Raw genomic sequence first — 16278 nt, 5'->3', positions numbered from 1 at the left:
GTGGAGTCAGAGGCAAGTTGCGCGGCTGCCGGGACCACGCTCGCCGGCGGCGTGACGCGCTGCTCGCTCGGCACCGGGCGAGCTAGCATGCTGGGTCATGCGGACCTGGGGCGACGAGGACATTCAGGATCAGGCCGGGCGGACCGTCGTGATCACCGGCGCGAACTCGGGGTTGGGTTTGCGTGCGGCGACGGTGCTCGCGGCCAAGGGAGCGCGGGTGATTCTTGCCTGCCGGTCTCAGGAGCGGGGTGAGCGGGCCGCGGCGGCGGTGGGCGGTGAGCTCGTGCTGATGGATCTCGCCGACCTGGGCTCGGTGCGCAAGGCCGCGGCGGATCTTCGGGAGCGTACGGGCGACCGCGTCGACCTGCTGATCGACAACGCGGGCATCCCGGCGGGCAAGTTCCGGCGTACCGTCGACGGGCACGAGTCGATCCTCGCCACCAACTATCTGGGGCACGCCGCGTTGACGTGGCTGCTGATGCCGGCGCTGCGGGCCGGGGACTCGGCCCGGGTGGTCACCGTGTCCAGCATGGCTCAGCGCGGCAAGGGTTTCGACGTCGAGGATCCCAACTTCGAGCATCGTCGGTTCCGGATGGCTCACGCCTATTCGCAGTCCAAGCTGGCTGGGCTGATGTTCGCGCTGGAGCTTCAGAAACGCTTGTCTGCCGAAGGATCCTCGGTGATCAGCGTCGCCGCGCACCCCGGGTTCACCGCTACGGAGATCGGGGCCGCGGGCGCCCGCAACCAAGGGCTCGGGGCGCTCGCGCGGCCGCTCAACGCGTTGACGAAGGCGCTGTCGCAGTCCGTGTCCGAGGGCACTCTGCCGATCCTGTACGCAGCGACCGCACCCGAGGTGCAGGGCGGTGACTACTACGGGCCGCGGAAGTTCGGCGAGTTCTTCGGAGGGGTCGGGCCGGCCCGAATCGACGTACGGGCGCAGGATCAGACGGTGCGTGCGCGCCTGTGGGAGCGCACGGCCGAGCTGACCGGCGTCCGGCCAGACCCCTCGTGACAGTGAAGTGGGTTAGTGGGCGGTCAGTTCGGGGGAGTGCCGGAGCATCCGGAGGGCGCGCATCCGCATCGGGCCGATACTGCCGATCGGGAGGTTCAGCTTCTCGGCGATCTCCAGGTACGACGGGCAGCTGTCCGACATCAGCAGCCTGATCAGGCTCTGGTAGCGACTGGGCAGCCGGGACAGCGCTCGCTCCGTGGAAGGCTCGTACTCGCCGTCGGCCGGGTAGACGTCGACAACAGCGGCGCGCTGGCCGTCGCTGTGCTCCGTCGTCGGATCGGCGTACAGCAGGTACCGCTTCCGGCTGATCGCCACCCGCAGACCTTCCCGGCGGGCCGTGGCGGCCAGCCAGGCGGGAAGGCACTCTGGGTCGCGGATCTGACGCCCGTGCTGCCACAGCCGCAGCCACGTGAGCTGAGCGGCGTCGGCGGCGTCACTGTGGCTGAGGCCGACACCGCGAGCGGTGTGCAGAAGGAGCGAACCGTACCGCGTTTCCAGCTCCTTCCAGGCTGACCAGTCCGAGCCGAGTGCACGGCTGAGAACATCCGCGATCGAGGGACCCGACTCGGTGTGGTCGCGGTTCCCCTCGAGCGGCCGTGCGGTTCTGCGTAGCGAGATCGTCGACACGCTCCACGTCCTTTCGCTGATTCGCGCAGGTGGCGACAAGACGTGCGGGAGCACAGGAGGATCGGCCGACGGCCCTGTGCTCACCCCACACCCCCCGTGTGGTCGTCGTCAGTGCTGCCTTCGTCGCCTATTCGATCACCGAGGCCGTCACGAAGCCGTAGTCGATTCGTCACGAAATCGTGCTTGTGGCGTCACCGTTCGCATACGCATTTGCCGGCGACCGGCCGGAGGGGGTCCGGTGCAGCAGCGACGGGCCGAGCAGCCGCAGCAGCGGCGCGGCCATCATCGTGGTGACCAGCGCCATCATCACCATCACCGTGAAGGCGCTGTGGTTGATGATTCCGGCGCCGAGCCCGGCGGACAGGACGACGATCTCCGTGATCCCGCGCGCGTTCATCAGGACGCCCAGGCCGGCCGCGGAGCGCACGGGCAGACCGCCGGCCAGGGCGACCGGGACGGCGCCGGCGAGCTTGCCGATGACCGCCACGGCCAGCAGGAGCGCGCCGGCGACGAGCACCTGCGGCTGGGAGACCGCTGCGTTCACGTCGGTTTGCAGGCCGATGGACGCGAAGAAGACCGGCACCAGCAGAGTGCGGTTGAGCTTGCCGATCTGGTGCGCGACGTCCGCCACGGGCAGGCTGGCCTTCGGCAGTACGAGGCCGGCCAGGAAGCCGCCGAAGATTGCGTGGACGCCGATCCGGTCGGTGGCTGCGGCGAGGCCGAGGATCAGGGCGAGTACGAGGAGCACCAGGATCGGCGTGGGCACTGCGGCGGCGTACCGGAGGGACAGGCGGAGCAGTAGTGGCCGGAGGATCAGTAGGGCAACGGCTCCCAGGAGAACGGTCAGGCCTAGTGCGAGCAGAGCATCGCCAGGACCGCTCGAGCGGATCATCGCCATCGTGATCGCTAGCGCGCACCAGGCGAGTACGTCCGCGGCGGCGGCGCAGAGCATGGCCAGTGATCCGAGCCGGGTGCCCTGCAGTCCACAGTCCTGAACGATCCGTGCCAGGACGGGGAACGCGGTGATGCTGAGCGCTGTACCGATGAAGACGGCGAACGGCAGCCTGTCCACCGTGGGACCGGCCAGCGTCGAGTAGAGCGGGATCGCCGTGAGGAGTCCGAGGGCGAACGGAACCGCCATGATCGCGACGCTGGCGCTCGCGATCGCGCCCCGGTCGCGGCCGATCCGGCCGAAGTCGGCGCCGACGGCGAACATGAAGACGGTCAGCCCGGCCTGGGCCAGCAGACCGAGATTCGGCCGTACCTCGGCCGGCAGGACGGCGTCGAACAGCCATGGCGTCACCGATCCGATCACCGACGGCCCGAGCACCAGCCCGGCGATGATCTCGCCGACCACGGCGGGCTGCCCGATCATCCGGGCGAGCCGGCCGCACAGGGTCGCCAGCGCGCAGACGGCGGCGATCGCCAGCAGCAGCCGCCACATCAGCTGCGCCGAGGTCGGTCCGGCGGCCGCGGGTACGGCGGTTGCCGCGGCCGTCTGCTCCGGCCGCAGCCAGCCGGCGGCGTACCCCACGACGGCCAGGGCGACCGCGCCGGCTATCAGCAAAGCCGCGACCACCGTTGCGTGGCGAGGCTTTGGAAACAACGACATGTCAGGCAGGCACTGCGCCGTCGGCGGGAACCGGGACGGCGGTACGACGGTCCGCCCCGGATGGACGCTCCGCGGTGGACGGGTGCTCTGCGGTGGACAGGTGTTCCGCGATCGGCCGGTGTACGCCGTTGACTCGTTTGACGGACCGGTGCCCGAGGATGTCCTGGGCGATGTCCGCGGCCCGGTTGCCGAGCACGCTGAGCAGTGAGTCGGCGATCCCGTGCGTCGCCTCGTTGACGCCTTGCAGGTAGCAGGCCGCGTCCGACGGTTCGCCGAGCTCCAGACGGTACTGCCGGTTGACCTCGATCCGGTCGAGCCCGATCGCCGCGCCGAGCCCGCGGATCAGCCTGGGCATCTCGCGGACGAATCCGGTGCCGAGGAAGACCAGATCCCGGCGGAGCTCGTCGACCGCGCCGGTCTTGCGGTCGGTGAGCTCGAGGACGATGTCGTCCCCGTCGGTCCGGGCGCCGGTGATGTCGGTCATCGGCACCAGCCGCCGCCGCTCGACGCCGCTCAGCCGATCCAGGTACAGGCTGGTGTAGAGCTCCTGCAGGAGGTCGCTCTCGACGCCGGAGTAGTTGGTCAGGTGCATCTCCTGCAGGATCTGCTTCTTGCCCTCCGGCAGCGCCTCGAAGAACTTGTCGATGTACGACGGGTAGTACAGCTCGTTGGTGAACTTGTTCGTGTCGTACGCGCGCAGCCCGATCGATCGCATCACCCAGCTCACGTCGCTGTTCGGCAGATCGTGCTGCGTCGCCCGGAACATCTCGGCCGCACTCTGCGCCGCGCCGATGACCGCGACCCGGTAGTGCTGATCCTTGTCCAGCTCCGCGACCCGGCTGCGGTACCGGGTGCTGTGGATCAGCCGGTCGGCGGGCAGGTGGCTCAGCTCCGGCGGGATGTACGGGTCGCGTCCCGCGCCGATGACCAGGTAGCGGCTGGAGATCGTGCTGCCGTCGGCGAGCCGGGTCAGCCATCCGGTCAGGCTGCCGGCGGAGTCCCGCACAGGTTCGACCGACGTACAGTCGCAGCCGAGCCGGAGCTGCACCTTCCGCAGCGATTCCGAGACCCACTGGAGATAACCGGAGACCTCGACGCGGTACGGCGTGAAGCTGCCCATGTTGATGAAGTCGTCGAGCCGGCCGACGCTGCGCAGGTAGTTCAGGAAGGTGAACTTGCTGCGCGGGTTCCGCAACGTCACCAGGTCCTTGGCGAAGGCGACCTGGCTCTTCGTCCAGGGCAGCAGCAGGCCGCGTTGCCACTCGACCGTCGGTCCGCGTTCGATGACGAGCGAGCGCTCCGCCAGGCCGTCGGCGCCGAGTTCTTCCAGCGCGACCGCGAGAGCGAGGTTGGCCGGCCCGGCGCCGATCGCGAGCAGTTCGACGTCGTGGTTGGTCATAGCAACTCCAAAGGGTCGTGGCTCACCAGGGCCGTCCGGAATACTCGGGCTCGTTCAGCGCGTCGTACTTCAGGTGGACCAGCTCCGCGGCGGCGGTCAGCCGGTCGGCGCAGGTGGCGAGATCGTCCGCGCTGCAGACGACGTACGCGTGCCGGCCGATGTGCGCCCGCGGTGGGAGCCGGACGCTCGCTCCGGGGCCGACCATCGGATGTGCTTCCACCAGGCCCGGCGCCGATCCGGGTTCCGGGACTGTGATCTCCACGACGCGGCAGTCCTCGGGCGGATAGCAGAACCGGATGCCGACGCAGGTCCGATGATCCGGTTCCAGCTGGGGACGGAGGCCGCGCGCGACGTCGACCAGGACCGCACCGGGGTCGATACCGGTCGCCAGCTTGCCCAGGTACGGGATGAGGTCGCCGCCGAGCCTGCCGTTGATCTCGATCACCACCGGTCCACGCGAGGTGAACCGGATCTCGGTGTGCGTGATGCCGTACGGCGCACCGATCGCCTCATGCGCCGCGCGGAGCAGCTCGCGCAACTCGGGATCCTCCAGCAGCGGATCCGCCCCGTCGACGAGATGGCCGACCTCCTCGAAGTACGGCGGTTCGCCGAGCTGCTTGTGGGCGATGCAGAACGGCAAGTACTCGCCTGCCACCACGGCACCGTCGACGCTGATCTCCGGACCGTCGACCATCTCCTCGATCAGCGCTCCGCCGTGATATTCGGCCGGACCGTTACGGCTGGAGCTGTCGGCGCGGTCGAACGCGTCGGCGATTCCGGCCGGATCGCTCACCACAGCGACGCCGATGCTCGCCGCCATACCGCGTGGCTTGACCACGACCGGATAGCCGATGTCCGCGGCCGCGACGGCAGCCTCCGCGGCCGTTGTGACCACCGCGAAGCTCGGCTGCGGCAGTCCGGCGGCGGTGAGCGCCTGCCTGGTCCGCGCCTTGTCGCGACAACCTTGCGCGCCCTGTGCGGTCAGACCCGGCAGCCCGAGTCGCTCCGCCACCAGAGCGGTCGCGATCACCGAGGGTTCGTCGTATGTGCAGACTCCGCGGACCTCGTGCGTACGGGCGACGGCCTCGGCGGCCGCGAGCAGACCGGCGTGGTCGAGCACCAGCCCGGCGCCTTCGAGCGGGACGACCACGGAGCTTCCGGCGAGGTACGGCGTCTGCCAGGTCGCCGGCTCGTTGTCGATCAGCCAGAGCCCGCTGCGCGCGGCCGCACCTCGGACCAGGTACTCGCGGTACGGCTGGAAACCGCTGCCCAACTGCAGCACGACACCGTTGTCGTCGTTCACGCAAGCCTCCCGGAAGCCGTCACTGACGAACGAGAGGGGCTGATCCGGTGTGGGTGATACACCTACCGCGATCGCAAGTGCGGGATATCCGTCGCGCTAACGGCTTGTACTCAAACAGGTGACGGCTCTACCTTCACGTGAGGTAGCTCGGTAACAACCTCACGAGAAGTCGCGATACCTGCATGACAGGGCCCGCCCGCCCGAGACTTCTCGCAGCATGTTCCGAGCTGGGCGGGTCTAGAGGATTCCTACCCAGTGGGGGGAGATCGATAGATGCGCGCTAAGCCCCTAGCGGCAGATGATTCTGATCCGGAGGTCGCGCCGGCCGGCATTCACCGGCAAGTGCGGCTCCGCATGCTCGACGGCTTCTGGGTTGTCGACGGTCAACAGACCTTGTCGATCCCGCTCAGTGCGCGCCGCGTGGTGGCGTTCGTCGCACTGCGCGGGCGTTCCAGTCGCGCCGAGGTGGCCGGAACGCTGTGGCCGGAGGTCTCGGACTCGAAGGCCCAGGCCTGTCTGCGGACGGCGCTGTGGCGGCTTCGCCAGCTGAGTCCGCGGCCGCTCATCACCGGTGACGAGACGCTGCGCGTCGACGAGTCCGTCGACGTCGACGTGAACAGACTGATCACCGCCATTCGCCGGGTGATCAACGACGGCGAGTGCGGTGCCGACCAAGGGCTCCTGCCGACGCTCGCCGCGATGGGGGAGCTGCTGCCCGGCTGGTACGACGACTGGGTCCTGCTGGGGCGGGAACGCCTGCGCCAGTTGCAGTTGCACGCGCTCGAGCTGACGGCGCAGCAGCTGACCTGTTCGGGCCGGTACGCCGAGGCGATCGAGGCGGCGATGGCCGCCGTACGGCTGGAACCGTTGCGGGAGAGCGCGACGCGGGTGCTGATCGAGGTTCATCTCGCCGAGGACAACGTGGTCGAGGCGATCCGCCGGCTCGAGTTCTTCCAGCGCAGCCTGGCCAGTGAGATCGGTGTCGAACCCACTGCGGAGCTGGTGGACCTGGTACGCCGGCGGCAGGTCGGAGCCGATCCGCGCAGGTCGGTGGCGGACGTCCTCAAGCTGGACCGGAGCCGAGCCCTGTCGCCCAGGACGACGCTGGCGTAGGACTCCAGAGATCTTCCGGACCGAGTGCCCGCACGTGGTACTTGCCGAGAGCGCTGACGAGGAACTGCAACTCCAGTGCGAGGCACTCGACGAGGTTGACGAGACCGTGCTCGGGATCGGTGTCCACCGCGATGAGCGCGGCCCGGCCCAGCCCGGCCGCGTTCGCGCCGAGCGCCAGGCACTTGGCGATCCGCGCACCCTCCCACATCCGGCCGGAGACCAGCAGGCACGACTGGTCGGAAGGCGCTCGGTCCTGCCCGATCCGCAGCAGGCACTCGCCCAACGGCAGCCCGACCTGGCTGAGGAAGGCCAGCGGCGCCCAGCCGGTACCCGCTTCGGCGCCGTCGACGGACACTGCGTCGGCACCGGCCGCCCAGGCCACCTGCGCGGCCGCCGAAACGTCCCGCGCCGGTGGCAGTTTCACCCATACCTTGGCGCGTGGATAGTTGTTGCGCATCAGGCGGATCTGTTGCCGCAGGATCTCTTCGGTGAAGGTGCCGGGGCTGCTGCTGCGCAGGACGCGGTCGCCGCCGAAGACCGGGTCGATGAGGTACGCATCGGCCAGTCGCTCGGCGGCCTCCGCACCGATCAGAGTCATCCCGCCCAGCCCGGGTTTGGCGCCCTGCCCGACCTTGAGCTCGAACGCGAGCCGCCCGGACTCCAGCAGCGGCAGAGCATTCGGATCGCTGTACACGAGGTTCCACACCTCGGCGTCGGCGTCCTCGGTGCTCTGCTGGACGACGATGCCGCCGTACCCTTCCAGCGCCTCGGCCTGGTACGCGCGGATCCGGCCGAGCAGCGAGCGCTCAGCGTCGGCCTCGAGCCGCCCGTAGCTGTTGACCGGCATCACGTTCTCGCCGATCACCATCGGGATACCGAGGCGTCCGGCCTGGCGTCCGGCGGCCAGGCCGAGTGCGACGCTCGCCGCCTCCGTCGAGCCGAACGCCGAGACGTACGCCGGTAGCGCGGACCGGAACCCGCCGATCGTCGTCTCCAGCCGTACGTCGCGGTACACCGGCTCGCGTCCCAGCTCGATGAGTTGGGCCAGCCGCTGCGGTACGAAGACCGGCGGCACCAGGCGTAGACGGTCGAGGTGATCGTCCGTCGTACTTGGACGGTCGGCGCCGAACAACGCGTGCCCGTAGTCGTCTGGGGACGGGAACGCGTCGGCGGCACCGGTCCGCGCGCGGCGGCGGATCGCTGCTTCGGGGAAACCTTCGGCGTACAGGACGCCCTCCTTCGGTCGGCTTCTGACCGGAAGAGGCGTGGTGGGTCCGGTGAAAATACGGCCCGTATCACTGGGCGTCGTACCGCCCCTCTCCAAGGTAGGGAGCGTCTGCTCGAGGGGGAGTAGCAATGAAGTCCACGCGTGCATTCACGATATTGATCAGCCTGACGCTAGGCGTCGGCCAGTTGACGACCGGTGGCGCGGTCGCTGCCGATCCGTGCGGCCTGCCACGAGGTGTGCTGAAGGCGAGCGACCTGTCTGGTCGCTCCGCGATCGAGTGCGGAGCCGTCGGCCGGATCGTCGACGCCGGGGACGGCGTTCCGCTCCAGGTGCAACCGCCTGGCAGCAGCGTCACCTTGGACATGCTGTATCCGGACGGAGCCCGGACGTACAGCCTGACCACCGACGACAAGGGAGTGGTGACCGCCGGCGTGCAGGTTGTACGGGACCGTTTCCCGGACTTGCCCGGTCCGACAGCCTGCGAGCGCGACACCTACACCCTCCGCTCGTACAGGTGGTACCGGCCATGGTTGTTCCGGACGACGAAGGGAACGGCTCTCACCAACGGCAGTCAGGCCGACTTCGACGCGGCTGCCCGCAGGTCCGTGGTCAACATGACCCGAGGTCGCAACACCTGCGGCATGCGAGGCGACACCGGCGCATCCGGCGCCCTGGTCGGCCACACCGCCGTCCGCGGCAACTTCGTCTACGCGGACGGTCAAACGACGTGCGGCGCATCCGACGGCCACAACGTGATCGACGCGGGGGACCTGCCCGGGGGCTTCCTCGAGGCGACGCTGGCCTGGACCTGCACCTGGGCCGAGACCCGCCACGGCGTCACGCAAGCCGTCTCGGCAGACATCCGCATGAACAGCGCCGACTACAAGTGGACGTACGACCCCACCCGCGATCCGGCGTGTGTCCCGGCGCAGCCACCGGAACAGGACCGGTGGCGGTACGACGTGGAGTCGGTGCTGACCCACGAGATGGGTCACGTCTACGGACTCGTCAACCTGAGCGCCGACGAGGACCTGAACCTCACGATGTACCCCGGCGTACGACGCTGCACCGGACACGTGCGTACCTTGGGCCGTGGCGACGTACTCGGCATGCGGGCGCTCTACGGGCGTCGGTGAGTCAACCGTAGATAGAGCAGTGCGGCCACGCTGACGAGCGCCGGCCAGAGCAGGTACACACCGGCCATCAGGAGCAGGACCACGACAGCCCCTTGGGCGACCAGTGCGGCTAGACGGGCACGGCTGCGTCGCGGCAGCAACTTGACTGCCGCGGCGACGCCGACGGCGTACACGGTCACGAACAGCCCGGTGGTGAGCAGAACCAGCGACTCTGGCTCGAGTCCTGCCGCCACGACAACCACGGCAGTCAGCATCGACATCGCGCTGAGTACGGCGAGACTCCGGCGTGGCACCACGCCGGCAGAACTGCCACGGGCCAGCCAGGCAGGAAGAGCTCCGTCGCGGGCCAGGGCTGCGCCGAGCTTGGACGCGCCCGCGTAGTACGCGTTCATCGCACCGAAGGTCAGCAGGAGCGCTGCCGCCGCGGCAAGTACTCGGGCGTTGCCGCCCAGGCCGATCGCGAGCAGATCGCCAAGTGGCGCGTCGGTGTCGGCGGCTCGCGGGCCCAGCACCGTGATGGTGGCGAAGGCGACACTGAGGTAGATCACGCCGACCACGATCACCGCGACGGCAGTGGCCCGCGGTACGTCGCGGGCCGGGCGGCGGAACTCCGCGGTGAGATAGGTGACCGTTTCCCAGCCCACGAAGCTCCAGACCAGGAGCGCGGCGGCAGGGCCGATCGCCTGCCAGCCGTGCGGCGCGAACGGCTGCAGGTTGGACAGGTCGGCGTGCGGCAGCGAGAGCGCGACCGCGAGACCGAGGAAGAGCGTCAGCAGACCGGCGAGGCCCATCTGGACCCGGCCGGTCACCTCGATCCCGAAGGCGTTCGCCGCCGGCACGATCGCCAGAAGCGCCAGCATGGTTGCGAAGACGGCGCCCCGTCCGCCGCCGAGCGCGGATTCGACGTACCCGCCCGCCCACAGCGCGGCGGCGGGACCGCCGACCGGGACGGACAGGTAAAAACACCAGCCGACGATCGCTGCGGCGCGCTCGCCGAAGGCCAGTCGCGCGTACGTCGCGATACCGCCCGAGTCCGGGTAGCGCGCGCCGAGCGCCGCGAAGGTCGCTGCCAGCGGAGCGGACACCACGGCCAGGCCCAGCCACGCCAGTAGCGACGCGGGGCCGGCCACATCGGCGGCGAGCGCCGGCAACGCGATGACACCGGTCGCCAGTACGGCTCCGATGTACAACGCCGTACCTTGCCCGAGGCTCAGCCGACCCGATGCGGTTTCTGTCACGCGGGACATCTTCGCTGGAACCGGCGGTCAGGGTGAAGCGATGCCGGGAACCTTCGGAAAGGCGCTGGCCTGCCAGACCGAGTCCAGCCCGGCGACGTACCGGGTGAACCGCTCGAGGCCGAGTCCGAACCCGGCGCTCGGCGGTACGCCGTCCCGCAGCATCTGCAGGTACCACGCGTACTTCGCCGGGTTCTCCGCCGTCTCCCGCATCCGCGCGATGATCGTGGCGTAGTCCTGCTCGCGTTCGCTGCCGCTGCACAGTTCGCCGTACCCCTCGGCGGCGATCAGGTCGAAGTTCCGCAGCATGCCGGGCTGGTCCTTGGACTCCCGGTCGTAGAAGCCGCGCGATCCCTTCGGGTAGTCGGTGACGAAGAACGGCCTGCTCGCCTTCGCCGACAGCTTCGCCTCGCCCTCCCAGTCGAGCTCGGCGTCGGGGCTCTGGTCGTGACCGGTCGCCCGCAGGTCGGCGACCGCGTCGGCGTGCGTACGGCGCCCGAACGGGGCGCTCAGCAACTCGGCGAACCCCGAGGTGTCCCGGCCGAGGGATTCGAATTCGTGGGGGAGCTCCGCGAGCACCTGCTGTACGACGTGACGCACCAGGTCCTCGGCGATCGCCATGGCGTCGTCCCGGGACGCGTCCGCCATCTCGATGTCGATCTGGTGGAACTCGGCCAGGTGCCTGCTGGTCGACGCGGTCTCGAGCGGTTCGAGCCGGATGTTCGGCGCGATGAAGAAGATCTTCCCGAACGACGTCAGAGCCGCTTGTTTGTAAAGGATCGCGCTGGTCATCAACTTGTAGCGGTGCCCGTAGTAGTCCACGTCGACCTGCTTGGCGCCGCGCGCGCCGGGGTCGGTGACCGGGCCGATCACCGGCGGCAGCAACTCGATGAACCCGCGGTCGACGAGCAGGTCGCGGGCCGCGGCGAGCATCCGGTGCTGGATCCTGAGGACCGACCGGGTGACCGGTGAGGTCAGGTGCTCACGCGGGCCGGCTGGCAGCAGGGCTTCGGTCTCCGGGATCCGGGTCTCGGTCATCTGGTGCACTCCCTACTGATTCGGCTAATGAGTCGGCGTGGTACTCCTGCTCGAGGCTCGCGTTGTCGAACCTGCGCTCGACGTACGACAGTGACGCCAGCAGGCCGGCCGCGGTCGGCCTCGCCGAGCTGGTCTGGCCGACGACACTGCGGATCGGCAACGACCCGATCGACGACCATTGCAGCCGCCCGGCGCTGTCGAGGTAGCTGCGGGCCCGGCCGGCGTTGTCAGGGTGGAGGCAGTACGGCACATCGAGGTAGCCGCGCCGGAACGCGGTGGCCAGGGCTGCGCCGAGATCCGGACCGAGGTCGAGCACCGCCTCGATCAAGGCGCTCGCCTCGGCGTGGATGCCGGTGTCGCCGGTGTCGCCGACGATCGTGAGGCAACTGTCCGCGGCCAGCGCCGCGGTCTCCAGCGCGGCGATGTTCTCGGCGAACGTCGGAATTCGGTAGCCCTCGGCAACGGTCTTCACGATCAGCCGCGCCGCGCCGGCCCGGACCGCGAGCCGGGCCGCTTCCTCCAGGAGCCCGGTGGCGCCGGCGGGCGTCCGCGGATACACGCCCATGTAGGTGTAGACGACGATGTGCCAGTCGACGTCCGGCAGCCACTGCGTGGCCAGCCGGCGCAACGCTAGCAGCGCTTCGGTGTCCTGATCGGGGTTGGTCTGCTGGGCGTAGCTCAGCGAGACGCTGCGGATCCCGTGCTGCCGGAAGAACAGGCATTCGAGCACGCTCAACGCGACCAGGAGGCCTGGCGGGCACAGCTGACCCATCATGCAGCCGCCGAAGCTTTCGACGTGCGGTTCGGCTCCGGTCGCCCTGACCTCGGCCAGCAGGTCGCAGCTGCGGGCCCAGTTCGGAATCGAGTCCTCCAGCGGCATCCGGCTGTACGGCAGGCAGTACGACACCGGCCCGCCTTCGGTCGCGTGCAGTCCGGCCTGGATCAGCGCGGCCACGATCGGCTCGGGACACGGCGAACCATGCCGGATCTGCACCGGGAACTCGGGCCCGGCGACACCGTCCAGCACCGCGCGGGTGACGGCCGGGTCGTGCGCGACGATGGGGTAGCCGTTCAGCTCGATCCCGGCTGCGAGCGCGGCGCGCGCGTTCACGTTGTCGCCCATCCGGGTGTAGCTGTCGAGCGTGATCGTGCCGACCGCGGTCGCTGTCGCCTTCCGGGTGGCCACGAGCCCGGTGCGCATCGCGGCGGGATCGCTGACGCCCATCCGCGGTTGCACCACGAGCGTGCCGGCTCGATGCGCCCGGGCGACGAAGTCACCGAACGAGCCGGTCTCCGGGACGCTCACGAAGCCTGGCCGATGGCGAGCCTGCCGACGTACGACTGGAAGGCGGTCAGACCGGTGCCGTCCTCGAAGACCGCGCCGTACCCTGCCGCGGTCAGCTGCGCCCGGCTGCGGTCGCAGCCCGGCCCGGCGATTCCCAGCTTGCCGCCGATCACCATCGGGGTGCCGGCCAGCTCCGCGCGGCTCCGGACCTGACGGATCAGCCGCAACCCGTCGTGGAAGCCGTGACCGTTGACACTGCTGACCACGATCAGATCCGGTCGCAGGCGCAGACACTCGGAGATCATCAGCTCGTCCGGAACGCAGGCGCCGAGGTTGTGCACCTGATGGCCGAGCTCCTCGAGAACCAGTTGCAGAACGACCAGATTCCAGGTGTGCGAGTCCGACGACACGCTGGTCAGGACAACGGACAAACCGTCGGCGCTGACCTCCAAGCCTTCGGCGTGATTCATGACAAGCAGAGTGCGGACCGGCGGTGGCCTGATACATCCGGCTACATCGGGCCGATCAGCCGGGCGCGATCTCATCGAGCTCCGACAGTCCGGTCGCGGCGTGCGGACCGTACCGTTCCCAGCGTTCGTGCAAACGGATCCGGCCGTCCGGCAGCATCTCCGGTGTGCTCTCGCAGTGCCCTGCGACCAGTGCGCCGTCGGCGAGCACCATGGTGTAGCTGAACTCCAGTGTGTCGTCCGGCCGGCACACGCCGGTGAGCGAACCACGGCGTACACGACCTCCGCTGAAGTCTGCCCAGAGCAGGTCGCCGCTCTGCCGGTACGACGCCACCGTGACATCGCCGTTCGCTCCGGCTGGGGAGAATTTCCTGCCGTCGTAGTCGATCATCGGCGACCTGCCGGACCGTGCAGCTCCAACACGCAGCACTTCACCCCGCCACCGGCCCGTAGCAGCTCGGAGACATCCATGCCGATCGGCACGAAGCCTGCTTCCCGCAGCTTCGCGACCAGATCGGTCGAACCAGCCGGCATCAGGACGTGGAGGCCGTCGGACACCGCGTTGAGGGCGAACACACCGGCGTCCTCGGCGGTTGCGATGATCGCGGACGGGAAGAGTTCGCGCAGGATCGCCTGACTTCCCGAAGTGAACGCGCCCGGGTAGTACATCACCGTCTCGTCGTCCAGCACGGCCAATGCGGTGTCCAGGTGGTAGTACCTGTCATCGACGAGGGTCAGCCCGATCACCGGCCGGTCGAAATACTGCTCGCTCTCGAGATGAGCACGGCGGTCGGTGCGGAACCCACTGCCGGCCAGCAACCAGGGCCCCGCGGACAGGTAGTCGCCTTCGCCCTCGTTCGCCGTCGAGGCCTGCTGGACGTGCAGACCGCGCTCGGCGAACCAGTCCAGGTACGCCGCCGACTCGGCGTCCCGCTCGGTATGGCGGAAGCGGGCCACGAGCGCGCGGTCGCCCCAGACGGTGGCGCCGTTCGCGGCGAACACCATGTCCGGCAGCCCGGGCACCGGCGGGATCACGTCCACGGCGTGCCCGAGGTCGACCAGCTGGTCGTGGATCCGCTGCCACTGCGCCGCCGCGATCGGCTGGTCGGTCGGCTTGGCGGGGTTCATCCACGGGTTGATCGAGTAGACGACGTCGAAGTGGGCGGGCGGGCACATCAGGTACCGGCGCCGGGTGCTCCGCCGGATCGCGGCGTTGGACAGAGCGTCAGACGGTACGGCGGTGGTGGTCGGCGTACCGACCTCGGAGATGAGTTCCATGCCGACAAGAGGGCGCGGGGGCCGCGATCAGATACCCGCACCGGCCGGTGTATTTCCGGGCGCCGATTCAGGTCTCTGACCGAGCAGGAGCGCTCTGTTCCGTCTTGACCCCGGAGGTCCCGAATATGCTGACCGGCCTGAGCCGAGCTGAACTCACTGCCCAGTACCTGGACGAGATCAAGCGCCGCGGGATCTCCGCCGCCGAACTCGTGAGCACCCACCCCGAGTCGATCGGCCTGCAGTCGGTGTACGGCGGCCGGTACCTGGCGCGGCCGCTGTTCCTCGGCGCCGACGAGTGCGACCAGCTGGCGAACGACATCCTGACAATGCACGCTGCCCTGACCAGCCTGCCCGACAAGTTGTACGGCGGTGACCTGGCGGCGTTCGCGCGGTCGGTCGGAATGACCGACGTCCAGGTCTCGGCCGTCCTGCGCAGCCGCGGCACGACCGTGACGAAGCAGAGCCGCGCCGACCTGTACCTGGACGAGAGCGGGTTCAAGCTGCTCGAGTTCAACATGGGCAGCGCGCTCGGCGGCATCGACCAGTCCGACATGGCACGGGCCCTGCTGTCGCAGCCGATCCTGGAGGAGTTCGCACAGACGCACCGCCTGAGCTACGTGGACACGATGCGCGAACAGGTCAACAACATGTTCGTCGAGAGCGGGTTCTCCTACGACTCCCGGCCGGTACTGGCGACCGTCGACTGGCCGAGCAGCTACGAGACGCTCGAGCCGTACATGCGGCACTTCGCGACACGCCTGCAGGACATGGGAATCGACGCCCACGTCGGCCACATCGGGCAGCTCGAGGTCCGCGACGGCGGCGTCTGGCTCGGCGACCTGAAGGTCGACATCATCCAGCGTCTGTTCATGCTGGAGGATCTGCTGGAGTACCCGGACGCGTCGGCGATGATGGATCCGGTCCTGGACGCCGCCGCCCGCGGCGAGGTGAAGATCTTCACGCCGCTGGACGCCGAGATGTTCGCCAGCAAGGGCGCGCTCGCGGTGCTGTCCGACGAGGCGAACCGCCAGTACTTCGACCAGCAGACGCTGACGAGCCTCGACCGGATCCTGCCCTGGACCCGGATGGTGCGTCCGGGGCCGGTGACGTTGGAGGACGGCACGCAGGTCGAGCTGCTCGACTACGTCCTCGGGCATCAGGCAGACCTGGTCCTCAAGCCGACGTCGCGGCACAGCGGGGAAGGCGTGCTGCTCGGCTGGCGTGCAGACACCGACGGGGAGCTGTGGGAGGAACGGGTCCGGGAGGCGCTCGACGGGCCGTGGGTCGTCCAACGCCGGATCCGGCCGGTGCCGGAGCTGTTCCCGATGCAGGACGGCGACCCGGCGCCGTGGATCGTGAACTGGGGTGTCTACACCGTCGTCAACGGGTTCGGCGGTGTGTACGCGCGAGCCATGTCTGTCGAGTCCGACGTCGAGGTGGTCCGGCTGGACGCCGGCGCGTCGGTCGGCTGCTGCCTGCATGCTCTGCCGGAGAACTCCGACGTCGAGCCGGGGACCGCACTTCCAGTTCGCAAGAGCTGACGAA

At 69.2% G+C, this 16278-nt stretch carries 15 protein-coding genes; 4 read left to right on the top strand and 11 right to left on the bottom strand.

Translation table 11 applies throughout. The annotated features are described in order from the left end of the window. The first annotated feature begins 97 nt into the window (after positions 1–97). Positions 98–1012, top strand: a complete 915-nt coding sequence (locus E0H92_RS38050; protein WP_131499708.1) for an oxidoreductase — start codon at positions 98–100, stop codon at positions 1010–1012. Positions 1013–1024: 12 nt separating this feature from the next. Here the strand turns inward: E0H92_RS38050 and E0H92_RS38045 are convergent, their stop codons facing one another. From E0H92_RS38045 to E0H92_RS38030, 4 genes are all read right to left on the bottom strand, one after another. Next, complete coding sequence (locus E0H92_RS38045; protein ID WP_165550223.1) at positions 1025–1639, bottom strand: RNA polymerase sigma factor; 615 nt, start codon at positions 1637–1639, stop codon at positions 1025–1027. Between the two features lie 169 nt (positions 1640–1808). Then, positions 1809–3251 (bottom strand): cation:proton antiporter, encoded by a 1443-nt coding sequence (locus E0H92_RS38040; RefSeq protein WP_131499707.1) that lies wholly within the window; start codon positions 3249–3251, stop codon positions 1809–1811. A gap of 1 nt (position 3252) precedes the next feature. After that, entirely contained in the window at positions 3253–4650 is a 1398-nt protein-coding gene (locus E0H92_RS38035) for a SidA/IucD/PvdA family monooxygenase (protein WP_131499706.1), read from the bottom strand. 22 nt (positions 4651–4672) lie between these two features. Beyond that, complete coding sequence (locus E0H92_RS38030) at positions 4673–5953, bottom strand: ATP-grasp domain-containing protein (protein WP_131499705.1); 1281 nt, start codon at positions 5951–5953, stop codon at positions 4673–4675. Between the two features lie 273 nt (positions 5954–6226). On the opposite strand from E0H92_RS38030, the gene E0H92_RS38025 reads away from it, so the two are divergent. Continuing rightward, the gene (locus E0H92_RS38025) at positions 6227–7066 is read left to right on the top strand and encodes an AfsR/SARP family transcriptional regulator (RefSeq protein WP_131461176.1); all 840 of its coding nucleotides are present in this window, start codon (positions 6227–6229) and stop codon (positions 7064–7066) included. On the opposite strand, the gene E0H92_RS38020 is transcribed toward E0H92_RS38025, so the two are convergent. Then, positions 7017–8390 (bottom strand): glutamate synthase-related protein, encoded by a 1374-nt coding sequence (locus E0H92_RS38020; RefSeq protein ID WP_238152606.1) that lies wholly within the window; start codon positions 8388–8390, stop codon positions 7017–7019. The genes E0H92_RS38025 and E0H92_RS38020 overlap by 50 nt on opposite strands. A gap of 32 nt (positions 8391–8422) precedes the next feature. Between E0H92_RS38020 and E0H92_RS38015 the strand changes: the two genes are divergently transcribed. Further along, a complete protein-coding gene (locus tag E0H92_RS38015) occupies positions 8423–9430 on the top strand; it encodes a zinc metalloprotease (RefSeq protein ID WP_131461178.1) in 1008 nt (335 codons plus the stop codon). Here the strand turns inward: E0H92_RS38015 and E0H92_RS38010 are convergent. From E0H92_RS38010 to ddaH, 6 genes are read right to left on the bottom strand one after another with little or no spacing between them, the layout of a single operon-like run. Further along, positions 9415–10668 (bottom strand): APC family permease, encoded by a 1254-nt coding sequence (locus E0H92_RS38010; RefSeq protein WP_238173777.1) that lies wholly within the window; start codon positions 10666–10668, stop codon positions 9415–9417. The genes E0H92_RS38015 and E0H92_RS38010 overlap by 16 nt on opposite strands. 27 nt (positions 10669–10695) lie before the next feature. After that, positions 10696–11703: an asparagine synthetase A gene (locus E0H92_RS38005; protein ID WP_131461180.1), complete on the bottom strand. Its 1008-nt coding sequence runs from the start codon at positions 11701–11703 to the stop codon at positions 10696–10698. Continuing rightward, positions 11648–13009, bottom strand: a complete 1362-nt coding sequence (locus tag E0H92_RS38000; protein ID WP_131499703.1) for a methylaspartate mutase — start codon at positions 13007–13009, stop codon at positions 11648–11650. The genes E0H92_RS38005 and E0H92_RS38000 overlap by 56 nt, the downstream gene beginning before the upstream one ends. After that, on the bottom strand, positions 13006–13458 hold the full coding sequence (locus E0H92_RS37995; RefSeq protein ID WP_131294856.1) for a cobalamin B12-binding domain-containing protein: 453 nt from the start codon (positions 13456–13458) through the stop codon (positions 13006–13008). The genes E0H92_RS38000 and E0H92_RS37995 overlap by 4 nt, the downstream gene beginning before the upstream one ends. A gap of 55 nt (positions 13459–13513) precedes the next feature. Continuing rightward, on the bottom strand, positions 13514–13846 hold the full coding sequence (locus E0H92_RS37990; RefSeq protein WP_131499702.1) for an avidin-fold protein: 333 nt from the start codon (positions 13844–13846) through the stop codon (positions 13514–13516). Beyond that, positions 13843–14733 (bottom strand): dimethylargininase, encoded by an 891-nt coding sequence (gene ddaH / locus E0H92_RS37985; RefSeq protein WP_131499701.1) that lies wholly within the window; start codon positions 14731–14733, stop codon positions 13843–13845. The genes E0H92_RS37990 and ddaH overlap by 4 nt, the downstream gene beginning before the upstream one ends. A gap of 125 nt (positions 14734–14858) precedes the next feature. Here ddaH and E0H92_RS37980 point away from each other — a divergent pair, with 125 nt between their 5' ends. Further along, positions 14859–16274, top strand: a complete 1416-nt coding sequence (locus E0H92_RS37980) for a hypothetical protein (RefSeq protein ID WP_131461184.1) — start codon at positions 14859–14861, stop codon at positions 16272–16274. The last annotated feature ends 4 nt before the right edge of the window (positions 16275–16278 follow it).

Source organism: Kribbella speibonae, from assembly GCF_004331375.1.
GTDB classification, from domain to species: Bacteria; Actinomycetota; Actinomycetes; order Propionibacteriales; family Kribbellaceae; genus Kribbella; species Kribbella sindirgiensis.
Note: the sequence above shows the minus strand (reverse complement) of the source record. Positions and strands in the feature narration are given on the sequence as shown.

Bases quoted from the DNA above. Each gene is read 5' to 3' on its own strand.
- E0H92_RS38050 (WP_131499708.1), top strand. From the start codon at position 98: ATGCGGACCTGGGGCGACGAGGACATTCAGGATCAGGCCGGGCGGACC.
- E0H92_RS38040 (WP_131499707.1), bottom strand. From the start codon at position 3,251: ATGTCGTTGTTTCCAAAGCCTCGCCACGCAACGGTGGTCGCGGCTTTG.
- E0H92_RS38035 (WP_131499706.1), bottom strand. From the start codon at position 4,650: ATGACCAACCACGACGTCGAACTGCTCGCGATCGGCGCCGGGCCGGCC.
- E0H92_RS38025 (WP_131461176.1), top strand. From the start codon at position 6,227: ATGCGCGCTAAGCCCCTAGCGGCAGATGATTCTGATCCGGAGGTCGCG.
- E0H92_RS38015 (WP_131461178.1), top strand. From the start codon at position 8,423: ATGAAGTCCACGCGTGCATTCACGATATTGATCAGCCTGACGCTAGGC.
- E0H92_RS38005 (WP_131461180.1), bottom strand. From the start codon at position 11,703: ATGACCGAGACCCGGATCCCGGAGACCGAAGCCCTGCTGCCAGCCGGC.
- E0H92_RS37995 (WP_131294856.1), bottom strand. From the start codon at position 13,458: ATGAATCACGCCGAAGGCTTGGAGGTCAGCGCCGACGGTTTGTCCGTT.
- E0H92_RS37990 (WP_131499702.1), bottom strand. From the start codon at position 13,846: ATGATCGACTACGACGGCAGGAAATTCTCCCCAGCCGGAGCGAACGGC.
- ddaH (WP_131499701.1), bottom strand. From the start codon at position 14,733: ATGGAACTCATCTCCGAGGTCGGTACGCCGACCACCACCGCCGTACCG.
- E0H92_RS37980 (WP_131461184.1), top strand. From the start codon at position 14,859: ATGCTGACCGGCCTGAGCCGAGCTGAACTCACTGCCCAGTACCTGGAC.